Raw genomic sequence first — 19,151 nt, 5'->3', positions numbered from 1 at the left:
TCTAGCGCAGGGTCGGTGCGGTGGTTGTTTCACCACGTAACCAAGCGATGACCTCAGTGCGGTCTGCGTTGGTGAATGGGAAAATGTTGATTCCGAAGGGGCGCAGAGGTGCGGGTTCATTGTTAATGGTTCGTTGAAGGTCGCCATAAGGTACGAGCATCGGCCCGCCAATGGCAGGTAAGGATGCTTCGTGGGAGTAGATCCAGCGGATCCCGTTAGGCCCCGAGGCGTGAATGTCGGTGCGTCCCCGCCACACATGAGTGTGCCGGACATAGCCGGGTGTAGCAATAACACGCTTCGGGGCGTGCGACCAAAAAAGTAGGAGAACCCCAATCACTATTGTCGTAACTATGCTAAAGACAGTGTAGCGAGGAAACACTGAAATGAGATATAGCAGGGAGGCGACAGTAATAAATCCTGATATTTTGGAAATAAAAATCAAGGAAGGGCGCTCTTCCCATGTTAAAACGTCGCCTTCCCAGCGTGCAGTGGGAAAAAGAAAACCGAGGCGCGGAACAGGCCGGTTAATAAACAGGTGAAGACTGGAGGGTAAGGATGCCACCGCTAAACTCACTGGTAAAAGGATTAAAGCGACGAGTCGGCTAGGCGACGGTTCGATGTACCACCCTAACCATCCGGCAGCCGGGAACATGATCATCGTTATAGGTGTTGAGAACCACCATAAAACGATTGCGCGTCTACGCACTCGCGAATAGTCCCAGTATTGCATCGCTATTGTTCCTTGACGTAGTTCTTGTGGTGCAGGTCATCCCATTGGCCGTAGCGGTTGCGTTCTAGTAAGTACTCGACTGATTCGTTGACAGCGCCAGAGAAGGCGCCACCGCCTGCTGCCCCGACCACTCCTCCTGCCGTAGCACCCATGGCCGTACCTCCTGGACCTCCCACTAACCCGAAGCGAGCCCCAGCGATCGCGCCTACGCCTGCCACGAGAGCCGGAGCTGAAGAACCTGCTGCCGAGGAAATGATCGCAATATCAACATCTTCACCGTCGCGGATATCCTTGAATGTCGAGGCAACGTCTAACGTCGGCCCAATAGGAGAAAAAACGCGTGATGCCAACCGGCCGGATTCTGCAATAAATTCGTCGGGCGATGCGGCTAGTGAACGAAAATAATCTTCAGTCGCTCGAGAGAAACCAGCCCAGATCCCATTAGGTATATCGTTTTCTGGTGCGATAAAACGGTCGGCATTGCCTTTCTCAGCCTGCTCAATCTCGGTGGCGATATGGCACCCAGACTGGCCAAGTTTCTTTATTTTCCTAAATAGGGCTTTCAGTGCTGTAGACCACAAACCCTCTAAAACATTAAACTTTGTCTCTAGATCGAAGCCTGCTCTTCTATCGCACCCGACGATCCCATTAAACCCTGCAATCCCATCATTTATTGAGTCAGCAATAGTACTAATCGTTGCCCCAGCAGCATCCAGGTCATCAGTATTGACGTATAGTACCGCATGACTATCGTCGTCATCGGCTTGTGGTTGACCAGCATGGCCACTGTAGACATTAAAGTCCGGTTCTTCTAACGCGGCAATCTCATCTTTGGCTGACTTGGCAGCATCATCAAGATCATCCAATAGATCCTGAGCAGATTGTACACAGCCGTTCCATTCACGCAGTGTGGCATGATAAGTCGCGTTGGCTGTTGTATAGGTGTCGAATGCAGCTGACTGGGCAGAAGCAGTAGAGGCATTCAAGACTTCTCGTGCAGCTTGATCATTAGCAGCAGCGTCGGTTTTTAACCGCTCGCGGATATTAGCTTCGTCATCACGGAGACGATCTAGGTCAGCGACGATGCTTTCGGATTTACAGGCGTAGGTGCCCACAGCTCCAACTGCCTGTTCCAACACTTCTCGTGCGCGTGTTAAGAGCTGCGGATAGTACTGACAGGCGAAGGTACGGTAGAGCCTGCCCATTTCACCGTCGAATGTTCCAAGTTCTACCGAGCGTAAATCATCATCTGCGTTAAACAGTATGTCAGCCGAATCACGTTTGCGACTAAGCTCATGAAAAACAGTAGGTGGATTACCGCCTGGGCTAAATAAACCTCGATCTATGCGTGGAACGCTGTTGATGGTCTCGACATTAAACACAAGAACCCCCCGAAAAGTTTAGTGTCCTTGCAGGGTAGCGCAGGCGAAGAAATTTGTCACCTGACTTGGCTCATTTTAGTACGACATTTTTGGGAGTTTGTCGATGATGTGTTTGATTTCGGTGGGGATTGGGGTTCGAGCGTGGATGGTTTGGCCGGCAACGTTGATGGTGAAGCTGCGGTACTTCTTTAAGGTCCGCACTAATCGTTTTAGTGATAGCCCTGAAGTCTGTTCAAGAACGTGTCCGACGGCCATTGCGCACATCACGATGGTTAGGTGTGCTTGGATGGAGTCTTCGAGCCTGGCGTAGATGGGGCGTGCTTTCAGGTCGGGTTTCGCCATCTGGAAGGATTTCTCGATTTTGAATAACTGCCGGTAGGCCCCAATAACCTGCTCAGCAGTCAGGTCGGTACGTGAGGTTTCATAGCCTTTGATACCGGCCATCGCCGTGTGTTTTTCTGCTAGGGCGTAGTTGACTTTCTTGTTCGGTGCTTTCAGGTCAACATACCGGATGCGTTTGACTGGGATATCACCAGCAACAGCACGCTTAAGCGCCTCATCATCCGAAGGTGGCAAGGGGGACAACCCAGATCCCGTCGCTGCGCTGATAAAGGTGAGCGCCAGCATGGACAACCACTCCGCCAGACCAGCGAGAACCTAGTTGATCGCGCAGCCATACGAGGTGGCGGACATCGTCGTCTTTGACTGCGGGAGAGACTTTCACTTCGATGCCGACGATGTGTTTATTGGTGTCTTCAATCAATAGATCCACTTCATGGTTGCCCTGACGGGTGCGTAGATGGAATGCTTTGCCACCGAAAGCCTCCGCCGCCACCCGGGCAGTCAGGACAACAAAAGATTCAAAAAGCTGCGCAAACAGTTGTGCTTGCTGCGGATCCCCACTTGCGAGTGCCCGTGGATAAGCGCCGATTAACCGAGCAGCCAAAGCGGGATCGCACAGGTGGTGCTTGGGGGATTTGTTTACCGCAGGAAAACCACTCGAATCAGGAATCCACGCGGGGCAAAGGCTCGAGGATCATTAACTGTTCAAGCAGTGTCCGGTATTTGTCTGCAGTTGAGCGAGAGGGTTTGTCTGCTTCGCCGGGTGTTGCCAGGTCAAGGATTTCCGTATAGCTCGTTGTCTGGGCAGTGGCACGAGCATAAGCTGTTAGCCACCTCAACACCGACCCCGGATTGCGCACATTCAAACCATTTTCTGGGAACTCATGCGTGGCCAACCGTTCCAGATACGTGTCTAAACGGACCCGTCGAGCCCGCTCAGGAAGATTACGTATCCCGGGCAACCCAGACCGACAAATCTCCGCCGCATAATCCTGCACGGATACTGCCACTTCGGTGGCGGACACGGGTGGCTGGGTTTCGTCGAAAAGCTCAGACAAGGTCACGGTTGAGGGAGCAAGTCCGCGTTCCTGGGCGCCAAACGGGCGCATCCGGATAGTGTCGATCCGCCCCGCCCCCGAATGAATAGCTGCCCCTTGGGGTGGGAAAGCGCTGCCGGTCAGCAAAAAAGTGCCGGGCGCTGCGCCATTATCGACGGCGCGGCGCACCAAATCCCACGACGGCAAATAACGCTGCCACTCATCAATAAGCAACACCGGCTCCGCCTCCAGAATCAATTCTGGGGACGCGGTGAGCATCTCGACCGTGGCTGGCATATCAAGCTGCAACTCGGAGGTAGCGCGCTGCCTGGCGGTCTCCGTCTTCCCAACTCCCTTGGGGCCCTCGAGAGCAATTGTCGGGAAGTACAGCGAGTACTCGTCCAAAAGCTCATCGATCACTCTGGGTACATACGAATTATTCATTGCCTTGAGTATAAAAAGTGAGGCAAAAAACTCCACTATAAAGCATGTTTTAGGCAAAATGTATGCGGCGAACTACGAAAAATGTATGCCTTGAATGAGGAAAACCGTGGCTGCGGAGCCAACCTGCGCTAACCTGCGCTAAGCCCGCGCTAAGCCCGCTGATTGTGTGGTAGGAGTGTGGTAGTAGCACACTAGTTTCGGTAGGCTTCACCTATGGAAAGCAAAGCAACACCGCGCCACTTTATCTCCGCGCTTCTGAGCGGAGGTGTGGTCGCGGTAACGGCGGCTGTCGGCTTGGTCGCGGGAACACCGGTCGCAGTTCAAGAATTGATACAGCTCTAATGATACTCTAATTTTGCCCGCCGAAACTCTACTATATCTTTCAAAGGGCGTAAATTTATGATCCGACCAAAAGTTTGGCTAGCGGCTGCCTCGTCTTTGGCTATATTCTCGCTTTCTCCCGTCGCTGCACACGCTTCATCTTCCTCGCCTAGTTTTAATCTAGGACTGAGTTCAACAGCCCTAACCCAAAACTCTGCGAAACCAGCAGATAAGGCGACCTTCACTCGCCCTGGAGAGGCAACTCGGTCGATTGAGGCCATCCCATCTGTGAACGGTCTTTCGTTCAACCTGCAACCCACTGACAAATTGCAACTAAACGGCGCGCAAGTTGAGGTCCTAGATGAAAGCGGAAAGCTTTTAATTGCGCTAACGCCGGAGCTTCAGGAAGGCTCTCACCTGGTGCTCGATGAAGAAAACCAGGATGTTTTTGTCGTAGAGGATGGAGCGACCCTCCAGTCATGCACCGACAACAAGTGGGTTAAATGGGGAATACAGAGTGGCTGGGACATCCTCGTATGTGTTCCTGTAACGTTGGGGGCGGAGGTGCAGTAGGTGTCGCAGTGTGTCATGCGGCTGGCAGTGGCCTAGTTACGATGGCTAGCTGCTAAGGATTAGGTATGACAGGATTAGGTATGACAGAAAAAGAGCACTTGGGGAAAAGGGGAAATTGGAGGGAGCTCTTATTTTCCCTTTTTCTAGCCCTTTTGTTAAGTGTTGATGTTGCGCTTTTTCAGGAAGAGCATGTCCCGTACTGGGCGTATGCCATAAAATTTGTCGTACTGTTTTTGATCATTTTCCCGTTAAGCAAACGCGCAACCAAAAGGCGAGTGAACTGGCCCTATTTACTCTTCGCTTTCTTTGCTGCGGTAATTTACGTGGTAGTGATTTACGTTATGATCAACTAGTTGCATATCTATCACGGCTGACGTAATGAATGCTGACCATTGCATTGAGCGCAAACATATTTCGTTGTTTGCCCTGTCATTTTCGTTCTACCGAGTTGAAGTGGCGCAGTTCCTCATTTTTGGAAATCGGTGACATTACGAAGACCTCTCGCATGGAGTGGATATCTTAAGGAAATACTCACTCCACGCGAGAGGTCTTCATTTTTGGGTACCTTGCGGTTCTGCCGATGCGCGCCTGGGTGCCGCTTATTTTCGGACTGTTCGTGAATTAGTCGGCGCCGATCCGTCCAGATGGGCGCGGAGAGTACCACTGCGCGTAGGCTCGATGATCGGAGGGCGTATGCCTTGATCGCGTGCGAGACATACGCCACGACGCTAGAGCATTGAGGCTTTATTTTGCGACGCGGGTGTTCCGTGTATGGATCCGTCCGATGATTCGTTGAGTTCCGGCGCGCGGGTAACTGTCCTGTTAAATTCTCCGGTAGGCCGGGGGCAATCCCATGCCGTTTCCTCGATTGAGGCGATTGGACCTGACCCCATGTCCAACAACAAGGGGTCAGGTCTCCGGTGCCGACAGGGATGTCAGCGTTGTTTCGTATTCTTTTATCCCTGCGAGTGCTTTATGTTTTTCAGCTAGGGCGTAGTTGACCTTTTTGTTTGGGGCTTTCAGGTTGATATAACGGTTACGCTTGATTGTTGTTGCGCCTTCGACAGCACGAACTGCTTTTTCTAGCTGCTGGTCAATCCCGCGTCGAGTCCGCCTTGCCTTGTCGTGGGAGTAATGAAAATGAGTTATCGAGTCTGGTTGACCTGACTTGGCTTTGCGCCGGTCAGTATATGAATGCTGTGACGAGATCTGCCCGTTAGTGTATTCAGTGTTAGGATGCTCCTTTTTCCACTCGGTAATCACATCGGGGATTGTGGGGACTTTTGTCGATAAAATGTAGTCAAGTCCTGCAGTAACGATGGCTGTTTTACGTTTCTTCACCTTAACGAGTAGACCAACCACCCCCTACCACAACATCATCGGCTCATCAGTTAAGGAAGGGTGTTCGGCCGGATTGAACCCCAAGGAATTCAATACACCATCATCACCCCAGGCCAGAGCACATAAACCCATACGATTTAGCACACATTATGTCCCTTAAGCCATACATCAAGAAAACTACTCATGCACACCCAAACCGGAAGAGCCCCTTTAATCGTGAAATCAAGGGTGAGCACAACGTCCCGTTGCGTCACATTGATATGGATGATGTCTGACGTGTGGAGCATATCTACTACCATTCGTCGAAAAGCACAGTCCAGCAGGAAGCTAATGCAGCAGGCTTCACCATGACACCGACCGGTGTGCCCGCCTATTAGCTACTACGCGCACTGGTTTTCCGCACCAAGACGAGCAGGCTGACCAGCGCCAAACCTCCAAACCACGCAGCCCACGGCCAGACTAAACCTGCCGTCACCTCGCCCGCCACCACGGCGCGCACCAACTCCACCGTGACGGTCACCGGGGAAATATCGACCAGCGGGCGGATCGCAGCCAGGTACATCTCGCGCGGCATCATGGCCGTGTTGAAGAACATCGGCAGCATCACCAGCGGCACAAAACTCATCGCCCCCTGCGGAGTGTCCACAAGGTAGCCGAGCATTACGCCCACGCACCCAGCAGAAATCGCGGTCAACACCAGGACCAGCAGGCAACCTAGTAGACCACTAAGGCTGCCGAAGTCCGCGCCCAACACCAGGCCCGAACCCACAGCAACCAGCATCGCAATGAAAGAAATCACCGTGGCGGCCACAATCATGCCCAGGATCCCGGTGAAAGGGGGAGAGGGGAGCGTGGAAAAGCGAGCCGGAAGCCCGGCATGTCTCTCCTGCACAATCCCACCTGCGCGCACCAGCGCCACCGTAAACGCCTGCGACACCGCCACCAGCACCGACATCGCCGCCATGTTCATCGGCTGGCCAGCGAAAGTTTCAATCATGCCGGAAAACATGATCTGTATGACGAGAATCATCATTAGTGGCATACCAATCCCCATAAACACTGCCGACGGCGTACGCCACCACCGCTTCAGGTGACGGCCAGCATGAACTGTGATCGCAGCGGCCGCGTTAACCTTCAGTTGCGTTGTCATGACTGCCTCCTAAAAGCACTCGACATCCACCACGCGCCGAGGATGAAGCCTGCGACGAGCCAGGCCAGTGCCTCCCAGCCTGCCGCGCCGGGTGTGGTTCCGTTCAGGAAAGCGCGCATCGTTTCGATCATCACCGTAAACGGCATGTGCGTGATGATGGGTTCCAGCCAGTCCGGAAGTAGTGGCAGTGGGATGAAAGCGCTGGAGAACATGAGCACCGGCATTTCGATACCTTGGATCAGGCCCGCGCTTTGGATTGGCTGCCGACGCGAACGCAACGTAATGCCACCGAAAAGCAGGACCAGGACCTGGCCCATGAGTAAGGCGATGAGGCAGGCGATGGTGAGGCCTGTGATGCTTGCTGGTTGGGCGCCGCAGAGCAGGGCTACGATCACGACCGCGATGATGGAGACGGCCGAGCGAAGAGCATCGGTGATCATGCGCCCGCCGACCGCGACCATCGCCGGGATAGGCATCGCACGCATCCGGTTGATCAGGCCACTTTCCATGTCTACCGCCAAGGCCATGGCAGAGGCTGCGGCGGCGAACATCACGCCCTGGAACATGGTGCCCGCCATGAGGAAGAGAGCGTAATCAAAACCAATCTGGTTAGCGGCGTTACCGAAGACCAACCAGAAGGTAAACATCATCATCGCCGGGATCACTAACGCCGAGACCAGCGAGGCGCTGTTGCGGGATAGCCGCAGATTGTTGCGGATTACTGCTCCGGCGAGCGCGTCGGCGGTGCGATTATTTGTTGAGGGTGGTGTGGTTGTGGTCGTTGCGGTCATGGCTGAGCCTCGTTATTCGTCGCGGCCTGGCCAGCACCGTCAGAAAACACAGCGCCGTCAGAAAACGCCGTGCCCACAAACACATCATCGAGTGACGGTGGAGCGATACCCGCCGAGGTTGGTTGTGTGCCAGCAGCGTCAAGCGCTTGGGTTGCCGCCAGAAGATCATCCATTCCGTGTGGTGCGCTGAAGGAGACCTCCAAGGCCTCTACCTGGAAATCTTCGATGTCACGCTTAAGTGCACGCGGCAGGATTTCTTGGGCAGCCTCACGGGCGGTGGCCACATCATCGAAACTGACTGTGCAGCGCAGTCCACCAAATTGGCTGCGGAGCTGGCTGGCGGTGCCCTCGGTAACGGCTATGCCGTCGCGAAGAAGCACAATATTATCGGCCAGTCGCTCGGCCTCTTCCAGATACTGCGTGGTCAGCAGGATGGCGACCCCGCGGTTACGCAGATCATCCACCATCTCCCACAGTTCACGACGAGACAGGGGATCCAGGCCTGTGGTTGGTTCGTCGAGGAAGAGCAGGCTTGGGTCCACGATGAGCGACGCGGCGATGTCCAGCCGCCTACGCATTCCGCCCGAATAGGTGGAGGCGCGCTGGTTTGCGGCATCGGTGAGCCGGAAGCTTGCTAGGAGTTCATCGGCGCGTGTGGCTGCTTGCTTGCGGTTGAAGCCGTTGAGGCGGGCGAAGAAGACAAGGTTTTCTTTGCCGGTGAGTTCGCCGTCGACGGCCGCGAACTGCCCGGTCAGCGAGATGTGTTGGCGGACCTGGCGGTCTTCGGTCACCACATCGTATCCGCAGACCTTGACAGTGCCCGAGGTGGGCAGCAGCAGCGTGGATGCGATGTTGACGGCTGTGGTCTTGCCGGCACCGTTTGCACCGAGCAGCGCGACCGTCTCACCTTGGTGGACCCGCAAGCTTAAACCCTTGAGAACGTCCTTGCGATTCGCGCCACTGCCGAAGGACTTATGGAGATCCTGGATGTCCAGGACGACCGATCTTTGCGGTCGATCATCCGGCTCCGTGTTTCTGTATTCTTGGTTGGCTAAATCTGCCATCGGGAAACCTCCTTAAAGTCTGCGAGCATGGCAGCAAAGGGGCCATCCTGCTTGGCCAGTTCGGTTGGTTTTCCCGATTCCACTACGTGGGTGGGCTCACCAGAGTCCCTGCCCGAAAGCACATACACCTGGTCAGCGTTCATCACGGTAGACAGGCGATGGGCGATAATGATGACCGTGCGTCCCTGCGCCAAATCCAACAGGGAGGCGGTGATGGATGCTTCGTTTTCGGTATCTAGGGCAGACGTGACCTCGTCGAGCAGCAAGATCGGCGCATCCTTCAAGAAAGCTCGAGCAATGGATACCCGCTGGCGCTCACCCCCAGACAGGCTCTTGCCGCCTTCCCCAACCTGGGTATCGGCACCATCGGGTAAATATTCCAAGACGTGGTCGAGTCCTGCGCGACGCATCGCCTCGGCAACCTCTTCATCAGTGGCATCGGGCCGAGAGATACGCACATTTTCTTTGATCGTGGTGTCAAACAGGTACACGTCTTGGAAAACGATCGCGGTCATGTCCATGAGCTGATCAGTGGATATGTCGCAAACATCAACACCACCGATGGTGATTGAGCCTTCAGCAACGTCCCAGAACCTGGCCACCAGTTTTGTGATCGTCGTCTTGCCACAACCAGACGGCCCTACCACAGCAGTAATCTCGCCGGCATTAGCTGTCAGAGAGAAATCCTTAAAAAGCGGTGTGGACTCGGTGTAACCAAACCGGATGCTGTTGAGCTGAATATCGGTGCTGGTGGGCATGCGAGGCTGCGTAGGTTCCGGCAAGGTCGGTGCGATCAGGATCTCATTGATGGACTCCAGCGCGACATTCGCATTTTGGAAGTCAGTAGCGTAGTTGGACAGCTGAGAGATAGGGCCGGTAAACCGTGCCGCCATGACGGCGATACCAATATAAGCCGCAACATCCAGCTGCCCGTCTAGCACCAGGGAAAGCCCATAGGCTAAAACAACCGCGAACATCACTTGGGCTACCACAATAAAGGACAACGTTGGGCGCGCCTGGGCTCGCATAATATTGCCCAAAGTCTTTTGCTCTTCGTCCAGGGCATCGTCCACCGGCTGCCACTGGGTTCCAACAAGACCGCGAGCGCGCAATACTGGCTGCAACTTTGCCTGTTCCAAAATGCGTCCAGCGGTCTTCGCATTCACGGCTGGCGCAACCTTCTGTTCCTTCAGCAGGAGGCTGTTTGCCCATCTGCCCAAGAAAGCAACCACAACCACCACAATGGTCAGAACGAGTGCCAGCCGGAACTCCACAAACCACAGGACAATAATCATCGTCGCCGGTGCCACAGTTGTGCTGATCAGGTGGGGCAAAAGAATAGATGCCACGTGAGAAAGCGTACTGGTTTGATTCGATACCGCAGAGGAAATTTTTCCGGCGGTCTCGGCATTAAACCAGCCCAGTGGCAGTTGGGATACTCGACTACCAATCCGGGAAATCGTATTGCCAACAACTTCTGTTGCACTTATTTTGTTCGCGGCCGTAGCAGTAATTGCGTGCACAATAAACGCTGCTATTCCCAGCCCCAGCAAAATAAGGAGACTCGTTTGGCTGGTGGCTGGATCTGTGCCAAGAAAATCACGTAGGAACCAGATGAGTTGTACAAAAGCCAAACCCTGGAGGACAGCCGAGAGCACATATCCGGTGATAAGCGCATAGATGGAGCCGGGCCGGTCAAGAAACTGCACAAAGCTGCGAATCACTTTTCTTCCCCTTTCATGGTGTCTTCTTGTGCCGCCCACATGCGGGCGTAGGTGCCCTGCGCGGCAAGCAGCTCAGAATGGGTGCCAGACTCGCTCACATGACCATCCTCCATTACAAGAATCTGGTCGGCGGATTGGATCGTCGATAAGCGATGGGCGATCATCAACACTGTCCTTCCCTCAGCGAGTGCACTGATCGCGCGTTGGATAGCCAACTCAGAATGCGCATCAGACTGTGAGGTGGCCTCATCTAAAATCAGAATCTTCGGGGCAGCCAAAAACGCCCGAGCAATAGTTAAGCGCTGCTGTTCGCCACCGGATAAGAAACCCTCGTTGGAACCAAGCACCGTGTCATACCCCTTTGGCAGCGCCATGATCCGATCATGGATTTGGGCTGCCTTAGCAGCCTCAACGATCTCCTCATGGGTGGCCGACTCTTTACCCAGCGCAATATTGTCGGCCACCGAGACGTTAGCCGTCATCACCTCCTGGAAAACCAGGGCCATCGAACCCAACAACTGGCTATTGCTGTGTTGGCGCACATCGACGCCGCCAATCTCGATGGCGCCCTGATCCACATCCCAGAAGCGGGCAATCAACCGGGCTAGTGTCGTCTTGCCACTACCGGAGGGGCCCACCAGCGCCGTCACACTGCCGGGCGGGCAGGTAAAACTGACATCATTGATGGCCAAGGTTTGACCGTCGTAGCTGAAATCAACAGAGTTGCCCTCCACGAGCGCGGGATCCTTCGTCAATGTTGCGGGCGAATCAGGAGCTTGAAGTTCAGGGGTGTTCAAAATCTCGATGGTGTTTTCTGCCGCTTTCTCGCCGGATTGCAGCAGCTGGAACATCTGCACCAAAGACATCGCGCCCTCAGGGATTCCCACCCACACCAGCGCAAAAGCCACCACATCAATGGGTGTGATCCAGCCCTGCTGGGTGAACACAAACCCAACACCAAGCGTAAGCGCCAGCATCGCGCCGGGCTGCATCAAGGCCATCAAAATAGCCACGCCCACCCCGGATTTTTTCATCCATGCCAGCGAAGCATCCACGTTCTTCTTTTGGGCCTCGTCGAAACGCGAGAAGACCGACTCGGTGATACCGAAATTCTTGACCTCTTTGATCCCGTCCACCATCTCAGCTGTCGACGACGCCAGGTCGGCCGCCGAATCCAGGTAGCGTTCGGTTAATTCTTCGCCGCCACGCATCGCAAACGTCATAGTGACGATGACAACGGCCAGGAAGATCCCCAACAGCGTGGCCGCTAACCCGGCGTTCAGCCAGAAGAGATAGACCAGGCCCGCTACTAGGGCACCCAAAGTGTTGGCGCTATCGCCAGCAGAGTGCGCCACCAGGGAGTGGATCTGGGTGGTATCCGGCACAACCGCTTGCCAAATCTTTCCGGAGGAGCTCTTCGAATGCCAGCCGAGCGGCACCCGGCCGAGCTTGTTAACAAGTTTGTGGCGCAACTCGCTACGCAGGTTCGCCTCGGCCACATGTGTTGCACCCAGTGCAAACGTGTAGGTAAAGGCATGGATAACCATCGCCACAATCGCGACGATCACCCACGTCCACACACTATTGGTCGGGCCACTGGGCTCAGCGGGCTCGGGGCTAAGCAGGATCCGGCTAATCTCAACCAAGCTGATGTAGGGCAACACTTTCAGCGCTGAAGCAAAGAATGTCACCACCGCAGCAGTATTCATCGCGCGGTGCGCGCTTTTGGTGAGCTCCTTAAGATTCTTGGGCGCCTGCGTGTCAGCAGCAGTGTCGTGCGTTGTCATTACACAATCCCAGCCTTTGCAAATTGCTTCTTAGTCAGCGATTTACCCCAACGGAATCCAAGCCAGCAACAGAAGATGGTGCCGATAAGCAGCACGATCATCAACACAGGGTGTATCACTTCAGTACCAAGGCGAGCGACCTCTAGAGCTTCGCTATCGGCATAAAGATCCAGGTAGGCCTGCTTCATCCAAATGAAAGGAACGTAGACCCCAAGACCAAAGAAAACCATGTATACGGCGTAGGAAATCCACATTGCGTTGAAGGATGTCCTGCCAAACTTCCAGTAAATGATCTCCGCGAGCACCCCGCCGATGATCGTCATGTAGCACATGATCGCACCAGGGGCCATCGTGATCAGAAAAAGACCCAGAATGACCGAGGAGATCAGGAACGAACCGGGGCGCTGCACCTTAGCAAGCAGGATGCTGAAAATAACACCACCCAGGATGCCCATCAATAAAGGCAGCAGGATCATAATGATGGGCAGGAAGGCCATGAGCATACCGAAAGTAACCATCAGCGCCAGGAAAAGAGCGATGAAAATTCCCATCGTCACCAGATCACGGACTGTGGTGTCCTTGCGGGTTATCACCCTGGGTTCTTCTTGTGTTCTGCCCGCTGTGGCAGCTGTGTTAGACATTGACATCTCCTTTGCGTGGTGGGTGGGATTCTCCCACCCCAGTAGATTGAGTAATCGCTGAGCGCAGCTGAATTTTCCGGTCAGCAATGTCGAGGCTGTAGTCGAAAGTTTGCGCCGCGAACTCCTTGTCGTGCGTAATAACAAAAATTAGGGTGTCAGCGGCGCTAAGGTTTCCTAATAAAGCCGAAACCGTGCTCATGCTTCGGGCATCTAAACCACTGGTGGGCTCATCCAGGCAGATCACCTCGGCGGACTTCATGCAGGCCATGGCAATGCTCAACCGTTGCTTTTGCCCGCCGGACAACGTCAGCGGATGCCGGTCACTGAACTTTTCCAGGCCCACCATGTCCAATAGTTCTTCAGCGCGTTGCCGGTTAACCTCGGTTATAGGCTGGCCAATAAGCATCTCAGCTGCCACCGATTCACCCATCAATTGATAATCAACATCTTGGGCAACGTAGGCGAAGCGACGGCGCCTGGCACGGGCGGACAGTTTCTGGCCAGCCAGAGATATCGTGCTTCCCCGGCAACGCAACAAGCCCAACAGATATTTGATCAACGTGCTCTTACCACTACCATTAGGCCCGGTCACCCCAACAATTCCTGATTTTGGTAGAGCAAGAGAATCGATCCGCCACAACAGCTCACCACCGGAGTAGGAGAAGGCAGCGTTGTCAATGCGTACAAAAGCATCGTCGATACCTGTTGCCTCCCGGAAATGAAGTTCGGGTTCATGCGGTTGGCGCAAACCTTTGGCACTGAACCACTCCGCCGGATTACCCAACAACTGGCCCCGGTCCAGATCAGCGACAATCCGGCCAGCCTCCATAATGATGCAGCGATCAAGTAGTTCTGTCAGGTAAGAAATGCGGTGATCAGCAATAATGACGGTCACTCCACTATCCTTCAGTCGAGAGATCACCGCGCTGAGCATCACTAAACTGTCAGAGTCGAGGTTGGCGGAGGGCTCGTCGAAAAGCAAAATTGCAGGGCGGGTGGTCATCGCGGCTGCGAGGGCAACTTTCTGTTTCTCCCCGCTTGACAGCCGCATAATATTGCGCCCAGCCAAATCCTCAATACCCACCGCGTGGCTGACCTCGGAGATGCGTTGCGAGATTTCCTCTGCGGGGATCTGGAAATTTTCACAACAAAACGCCAGCTCACTTACAACATCTAGAGTGAAAAATTCCGAACGCGGATCCTGGAACACCATCCCCACATGGCGTGCCAACTCTGAAATGCTGCTACCGGCAACATCAATCCCGTTGACGCTGACCCGCCCAGCAATCGCCACCTCATGAAAATGGGGGATCAACCCATTAATACAACGCAACATGGTGGATTTTCCGCACCCCGAAGCACCCGTCAACAACACAACCTCGCCTTTGGCGACGTCTAAGGTGACCCCCTCCAGTGCCGGAGGCAGCCGCTCATCGCCACTAACATAGTGGACAGACAGATTCTTAATGGAAATCATGAGCCGCCCCCGATCTTCAAAGCGGCAATAACCCCGATAGAGACCACCAAGAAAAGCAAATCCTGCCAGCCAATCTTCGGCTCAACAAATGCGGTGCGCTGAGCTGCAGGATCAAGGCCTTTACACATAGCAACTGCGGAAAGCTCATCAGCAATCCGCGAGGAACGCATCAACACCGGCACAATCACATACTCCAACTCACGCACCGGGTGGCTCAGCCAACGCCTCCACGCCGGGACAGTATGGCGCAGCGACGACGACTGCACTATCGTTCGGGTCTCCGCCAACAACGTGGGCGCGTAACGGTAAACCACCATCGCAACAACAATGAAGGTTCCCGGAACCCTCGCCTTGGACAAGGAGGCCATCATCTGTGTCATCGGAGTGATCGAAAAGATCAAAAAGACCATCAAGTAGGCGGGATAAGCATGAATAATCAGCGTCAGGAGAATCCCCAACCAGGGCAGAAGAGGCCAACCCACCGCCAAGACGCAGAGCCAGCGGATACCGAGGCAAAGCAAGTACCACACCAGGGCGATCAGGCTGCTTTTAATGGAATGAAAAAGAGCGAGCAAGACAAGCACGTAGGTGACTAGACCAGCTAACGCGAGTTCTTCTTTCAGCAACGACGTTGCAGCAGCAAAAATCAGGATCAGTAGTAGTCCGACCCGGAAATCAGGGACCACGCGGATGGCACTTCCGGCCAGTACATTCGGATTCCCGTCGGAGCCTGTCGCCACAGCGCTTGCGGTATCAGTACCGGCGGAGACCCTCGCTAAAAAACCCACCATATGAGGTTAGCCTAACCAAAATAGAGGTTCAATGGTGGTGGTGCTGACGAAAGTCACATATCCCGCGCACGAGTATATCCCTGACAGTACGATTGTCGTGTTAGATAGCCAGCGACCGAAAAACTAAGCGACGCGTACGTGAAAGAGATGCCATGGGAATGTTCAACCGAAAGCCAAAGAAGCCATCTGGGCAGGCGAAACCAGATCCGATCGAAGAATTCTGGCAATGGTGGGAACGCAACCAACACAGCATCACAGACGCCATAGAAAAAGGAACACTCAACGATTACGTCGAGCCCTTGACCGGCCGGGTACAGGCGATTGACCCTCGGTTAGCCTTCGAATTCGGACCGGGAGTTGAAAGCCAACACCAGCTCACCGTCACCGCAGAAGGAGATCCCAGCGCCCGGTCGGCTGCTCGTCGTTGGCTCAACCAAGCACCCGCAGCCGATACAACATGGAGCTTCTTCGATATGCGGCAAGCAGCTGCCGTCATTTCTAAGCTTCATATTTTCGGGCACACTATCTCACTCCGTGACATCCAGGTAGCAACCGAACCCACCACGACCGGACTATCCGTAGGCCTTTACCATCCGGTGTTTTCTCAGCTATCGGAAGCAGAACGGACCCAACTTACCTTCATCGCGCTTGATCACTGTTTGGGTGAAGAAGTTGTGTCAATCTGGCTTGATGGAATCGATGCTCTTCCCGCACCCCCTGCAGAAAGTGTGGATTTGAGTGAACTTCCCGGCATAGTTGCCGAAGTTCGGAAGCGCAACAGCAACGACGAAGGGATCAGCTGGCTCAACTTGAAGGGAGAAACTCCCCAAGGTCCCGTAGTTGTCTCCGTGCTGGGTCGGTTGAACTCGGCGGTGAACCCGCACCTCGACCACTATGTTGGAGTAACTGTTGGCTTCCAAGATGCACACCCTGTCTACGAGCTCGAAGACAAAATTACAGCGATGTTCAGTGGCCACGGAATGCCTCAACGCGGCATGATTCACAGTGGCATGATGGTGGCCTCTGAGGTGCTGCTGGACCAGCGCCTGCGCACCATGCACTTTTATGTCGACTCCACTACTGACCTTGAGTATCAGATACGGGCAGTGGTGCAGCAGTGGCGTGACGGGGAAGTGTTGATCAACGCAGAATATGACCCCGGCTGGCACAATGTGCAGCATTTGCGGGTCTAGGCCACATCCCATAGCGGGGTGCCCTGACGGGCACGGGAGACAACAGACCCTGCTGCCCGCCAAGCGCGAGCAATCAGGTCGCGGTCTCTATCAGTAATCAAGTTGCCCATCAACCTGGCCGCAGCAGGCATGAGAACAGCACCCACAGGCCCACGCAGTGCGAGAGGTCCCACTGCCGGCAAGAACTGGGGGTAAGTGAGCAGGCGTGCGGCGGTGCGCGCCAGCAAGAACGCCTCCCCATAGGCCTCACGCAGGAGCGCAGGCCAGGTCAGGGTGAAATCAGCAGATTGGCCCAGCATCTCCACGGCCAGCACGGCGGATTCTAACCCGTAGTCGATACCTTCACCATTGAGGGGGTTTACTAGCGCAGCCGCGTCCCCGATGAGCATCCAGTTGCCGCCAGCCACATGAGATACTGCCCCGCCCATGGGTAGCAGGGCAGAGGTGACGCAGTGTTCGTCGCCAAGCTCCCACTCGTCGCGGACAAACGCGGCGTACTCGCCCAGCAGCTTCTTCGTATTCAGCTTGGCTGGCCGCGCGGACGTGCTCAGTGCGCCGCAACCGAGGTTGACGGTGCCGTCGCCCAGCGGGAAAATCCAGCCATATCCGGGTTGTATCGCACCGTCGCCGTCGCGTAGCTCCACGTGTGAGTGCATCCACGGCTCGTCGGAGTAGGACGAATCGCAGTAGGAGCGCGCAGCAATCCCATACACCTCGTCGCGGTGCCATACGCGCCCCAGTAGTTTGCCAAAGGGGGAGCGCACACCGTCAGCCACGATCACCCAGCGGGGGCGAACTTCACCACGCGGGGTGTGAATCACGCTGATTTTTCCGCCCCTAATGTCCACATCGGTGGCGGGGCAGTCTTCCCACAGTTCGGCGCCAGCGGCACGGGCTTCGTCGACAAGCGCTGCGTCAAAACCGGTGCGCGGCCGAGCCGAACCCTCCTGGCCAAAATGCCCTTCGGGCCACGGCGCGGTAACCTTCCCTCCGTAGCCGACCAACTTCAAGCCCTTGTTCCGGTACGCAGGAAGCACATGCTCAACGCCAAGCTGCTCCAGGGCATGGACGGCGCGCGGAGTCAGGCCGTCACCGCAGGTTTTGTCGCGCGGGAAGCTTTGGGCGTCGATAAGCAGCGTTTCCAGGCCTGAACGTGCGGCGGCCAGCGCTGCTGCGGCCCCGGAAGGTCCGGCCCCCACAACAACACATTCTTTTGTCACAGTCACTCAACCCATTGTGCCAGACGCATTTATGCCCACCCCAGGGTGTGTCGTTGGCGCATATTGGACTACGGTTGAGGGGCAAGATAAACGATCGTTTTCGAGTTTGCAAGGACCGCACCGATGACTTTGGGCACCAATGCCTCACCCCGCCATGTCTCCAGCGTGGATTTGGGTAATGAGGAACTCACTGCGCGTATCGACGAGGGGATGCGCGCGGTTGAGAATTTGCTTGTCGACGAGCTCTCTACCGGGCCCGACTTCGTCAACGAGAAGGTGCTGCACTTAGCGCAGGCCGGTGGTAAGCGTTTTCGCCCACTGATGGCGTTGATTGCTAGTGAGTATGGGCCGCAGACGGGCTCACGCAATGTGGTGAAGGCGGCCACGATCGTGGAAATGGTGCACTTGGCCACCTTGTATCACGACGATGTGATGGACGAGGCGGACGTGCGCCGTGGCGTGGAGTCGGCGAATTCGCGTTGGGATAATTCCGTGGCGATTCTGGCCGGCGACATTCTGCTAGCTCATACTTCACGGCTGATGAGTGAGTTGGATACCGATACCGTGCATCATTTCTCCGAAACATTTGGCAAGTTGGTGACCGGCCAGATGCGCGAGACAATCGGTGCGGAAGAGGATGATCCGATCGAGCATTACCTTAAGGTGATCGACGAGAAGACGGGTGTTTTGATCGCGTCTGCAGGGTATCTCGGCGCGAAGCACTCCGGTGCGTCGGAGGAAATCGTGGACGCCATGTACAAGCTTGGTTCAGCAGTTGGCATGGTATTTCAGATTGTGGATGACATGATCGATATTTTCTCGGCCACCAATCAGTCTGGTAAGACCCCAGGCACTGACCTGCGCGAGGGCGTGTTCACCCTACCCGTGTTGTATGCCTTGGGGGAGGATACCGGGGTTGGGGAGGAGCTGCGAGGCCTGCTTACTGGCCCGCTTGACGACGACGCTGATGTCGAACGCGCCCTTGAGTTGCTGGGCCAATCCACTGCACGGGCGCGCTCCTTGGACACGGTGAAGCATTATTTGGCGCTTGCCGACGAACAGATCCAACGGTTGCCCGATATTCCGGCAACTGGGGCGTTGCGAATGTTGGCGCGTTACACCGTAGACAGGGTGGGCTAGGCT

16 protein-coding genes and 2 pseudogenes are annotated in these 19,151 nt (G+C 55.2%); 3 read left to right on the top strand and 15 right to left on the bottom strand.

Annotation, left to right across the window (positions count from 1 at the left end; translation table 11 throughout):
* Position 1 precedes the first annotated feature (1 nt).
* The 5 genes and pseudogenes from CKV99_RS14320 to CKV99_RS10190 all read right to left on the bottom strand — a co-directional run bounded on the left by CKV99_RS14320 (position 2) and on the right by CKV99_RS10190 (position 3,935).
* A complete protein-coding gene (locus CKV99_RS14320; RefSeq protein ID WP_143063402.1) occupies positions 2–337 on the bottom strand; it encodes a hypothetical protein in 336 nt (111 codons plus the stop codon).
* Positions 338–732: 395 nt separating this feature from the next.
* A complete protein-coding gene (locus CKV99_RS10205) occupies positions 733–2,112 on the bottom strand; it encodes a hypothetical protein (protein ID WP_092256621.1) in 1,380 nt (459 codons plus the stop codon).
* Positions 2,113–2,187: 75 nt separating this feature from the next.
* A pseudogene (locus CKV99_RS10200) lies at positions 2,188–2,661 on the bottom strand (IS1634 family transposase); the annotation flags it as partial.
* 10 nt (positions 2,662–2,671) lie between these two features.
* Entirely contained in the window at positions 2,672–3,058 is a 387-nt protein-coding gene (locus CKV99_RS10195) for a DUF4143 domain-containing protein (RefSeq protein ID WP_331712833.1), read from the bottom strand.
* 58 nt (positions 3,059–3,116) lie between these two features.
* Complete coding sequence (locus CKV99_RS10190) at positions 3,117–3,935, bottom strand: ATP-binding protein (protein WP_092256615.1); 819 nt, start codon at positions 3,933–3,935, stop codon at positions 3,117–3,119.
* A gap of 609 nt (positions 3,936–4,544) precedes the next feature.
* Between CKV99_RS10190 and CKV99_RS14810 the strand changes: the two genes are divergently transcribed.
* Entirely contained in the window at positions 4,545–4,829 is a 285-nt protein-coding gene (locus tag CKV99_RS14810) for a hypothetical protein (protein WP_092256612.1), read from the top strand.
* A gap of 915 nt (positions 4,830–5,744) precedes the next feature.
* Here CKV99_RS14810 and CKV99_RS10170 read toward each other — a convergent pair.
* The 9 genes and pseudogenes from CKV99_RS10170 to CKV99_RS10130 all read right to left on the bottom strand — a co-directional run.
* Positions 5,745–6,164: pseudogene (locus CKV99_RS10170) on the bottom strand (IS1634 family transposase); the annotation flags it as partial.
* Positions 6,165–6,543: 379 nt separating this feature from the next.
* Positions 6,544–7,320 (bottom strand): ABC transporter permease, encoded by a 777-nt coding sequence (locus CKV99_RS10165; RefSeq protein WP_092256603.1) that lies wholly within the window; start codon positions 7,318–7,320, stop codon positions 6,544–6,546.
* A complete protein-coding gene (locus CKV99_RS10160) occupies positions 7,317–8,111 on the bottom strand; it encodes an ABC transporter permease (RefSeq protein WP_092256600.1) in 795 nt (264 codons plus the stop codon). The genes CKV99_RS10165 and CKV99_RS10160 overlap by 4 nt, the downstream gene beginning before the upstream one ends.
* Positions 8,108–9,175 (bottom strand): ABC transporter ATP-binding protein, encoded by a 1,068-nt coding sequence (locus CKV99_RS10155; protein WP_092256597.1) that lies wholly within the window; start codon positions 9,173–9,175, stop codon positions 8,108–8,110. The genes CKV99_RS10160 and CKV99_RS10155 overlap by 4 nt, the downstream gene beginning before the upstream one ends.
* Positions 9,163–10,899, bottom strand: coding sequence for an ABC transporter ATP-binding protein (locus CKV99_RS10150; RefSeq protein WP_092256594.1), 1,737 nt, complete (start codon positions 10,897–10,899; stop codon positions 9,163–9,165). Before CKV99_RS10150 ends, CKV99_RS10155 begins: the two co-directional genes overlap by 13 nt.
* The gene (locus tag CKV99_RS10145; protein WP_092256591.1) at positions 10,896–12,686 is read right to left on the bottom strand and encodes an ABC transporter ATP-binding protein; all 1,791 of its coding nucleotides are present in this window, start codon (positions 12,684–12,686) and stop codon (positions 10,896–10,898) included. Before CKV99_RS10145 ends, CKV99_RS10150 begins: the two co-directional genes overlap by 4 nt.
* Entirely contained in the window at positions 12,686–13,327 is a 642-nt protein-coding gene (locus tag CKV99_RS10140) for an MptD family putative ECF transporter S component (RefSeq protein WP_157728427.1), read from the bottom strand. The genes CKV99_RS10145 and CKV99_RS10140 overlap by 1 nt, the downstream gene beginning before the upstream one ends.
* Positions 13,320–14,804, bottom strand: a complete 1,485-nt coding sequence (locus CKV99_RS10135; RefSeq protein ID WP_092256587.1) for an ABC transporter ATP-binding protein — start codon at positions 14,802–14,804, stop codon at positions 13,320–13,322. Before CKV99_RS10135 ends, CKV99_RS10140 begins: the two co-directional genes overlap by 8 nt.
* Positions 14,801–15,595, bottom strand: coding sequence for an energy-coupling factor transporter transmembrane component T (locus tag CKV99_RS10130; protein ID WP_092256584.1), 795 nt, complete (start codon positions 15,593–15,595; stop codon positions 14,801–14,803). The genes CKV99_RS10135 and CKV99_RS10130 overlap by 4 nt, the downstream gene beginning before the upstream one ends.
* A 152-nt stretch (positions 15,596–15,747) precedes the next feature.
* Between CKV99_RS10130 and CKV99_RS10125 the strand changes: the two genes are divergently transcribed.
* A complete protein-coding gene (locus CKV99_RS10125) occupies positions 15,748–16,788 on the top strand; it encodes a hypothetical protein (protein WP_092256581.1) in 1,041 nt (346 codons plus the stop codon).
* Here the strand turns inward: CKV99_RS10125 and CKV99_RS10120 are convergent.
* The gene (locus CKV99_RS10120) at positions 16,785–18,014 is read right to left on the bottom strand and encodes a geranylgeranyl reductase family protein (protein WP_092256578.1); all 1,230 of its coding nucleotides are present in this window, start codon (positions 18,012–18,014) and stop codon (positions 16,785–16,787) included. The two genes, CKV99_RS10125 and CKV99_RS10120, sit on opposite strands and share 4 nt — an antisense overlap.
* A gap of 117 nt (positions 18,015–18,131) precedes the next feature.
* Here CKV99_RS10120 and CKV99_RS10115 point away from each other — a divergent pair, with 117 nt between their 5' ends.
* On the top strand, positions 18,132–19,148 hold the full coding sequence (locus tag CKV99_RS10115; RefSeq protein WP_092256575.1) for a polyprenyl synthetase family protein: 1,017 nt from the start codon (positions 18,132–18,134) through the stop codon (positions 19,146–19,148).
* Positions 19,149–19,151 lie beyond the last annotated feature (3 nt).

Origin of the sequence: Corynebacterium cystitidis, assembly GCF_900187295.1 — a bacterium.
Lineage (GTDB): Bacteria > Actinomycetota > Actinomycetes > Mycobacteriales > Mycobacteriaceae > Corynebacterium > Corynebacterium cystitidis.
The sequence above is the reverse complement of the archived record's forward strand: the minus strand, read 5'-3'. Positions and strand labels throughout refer to the sequence as shown.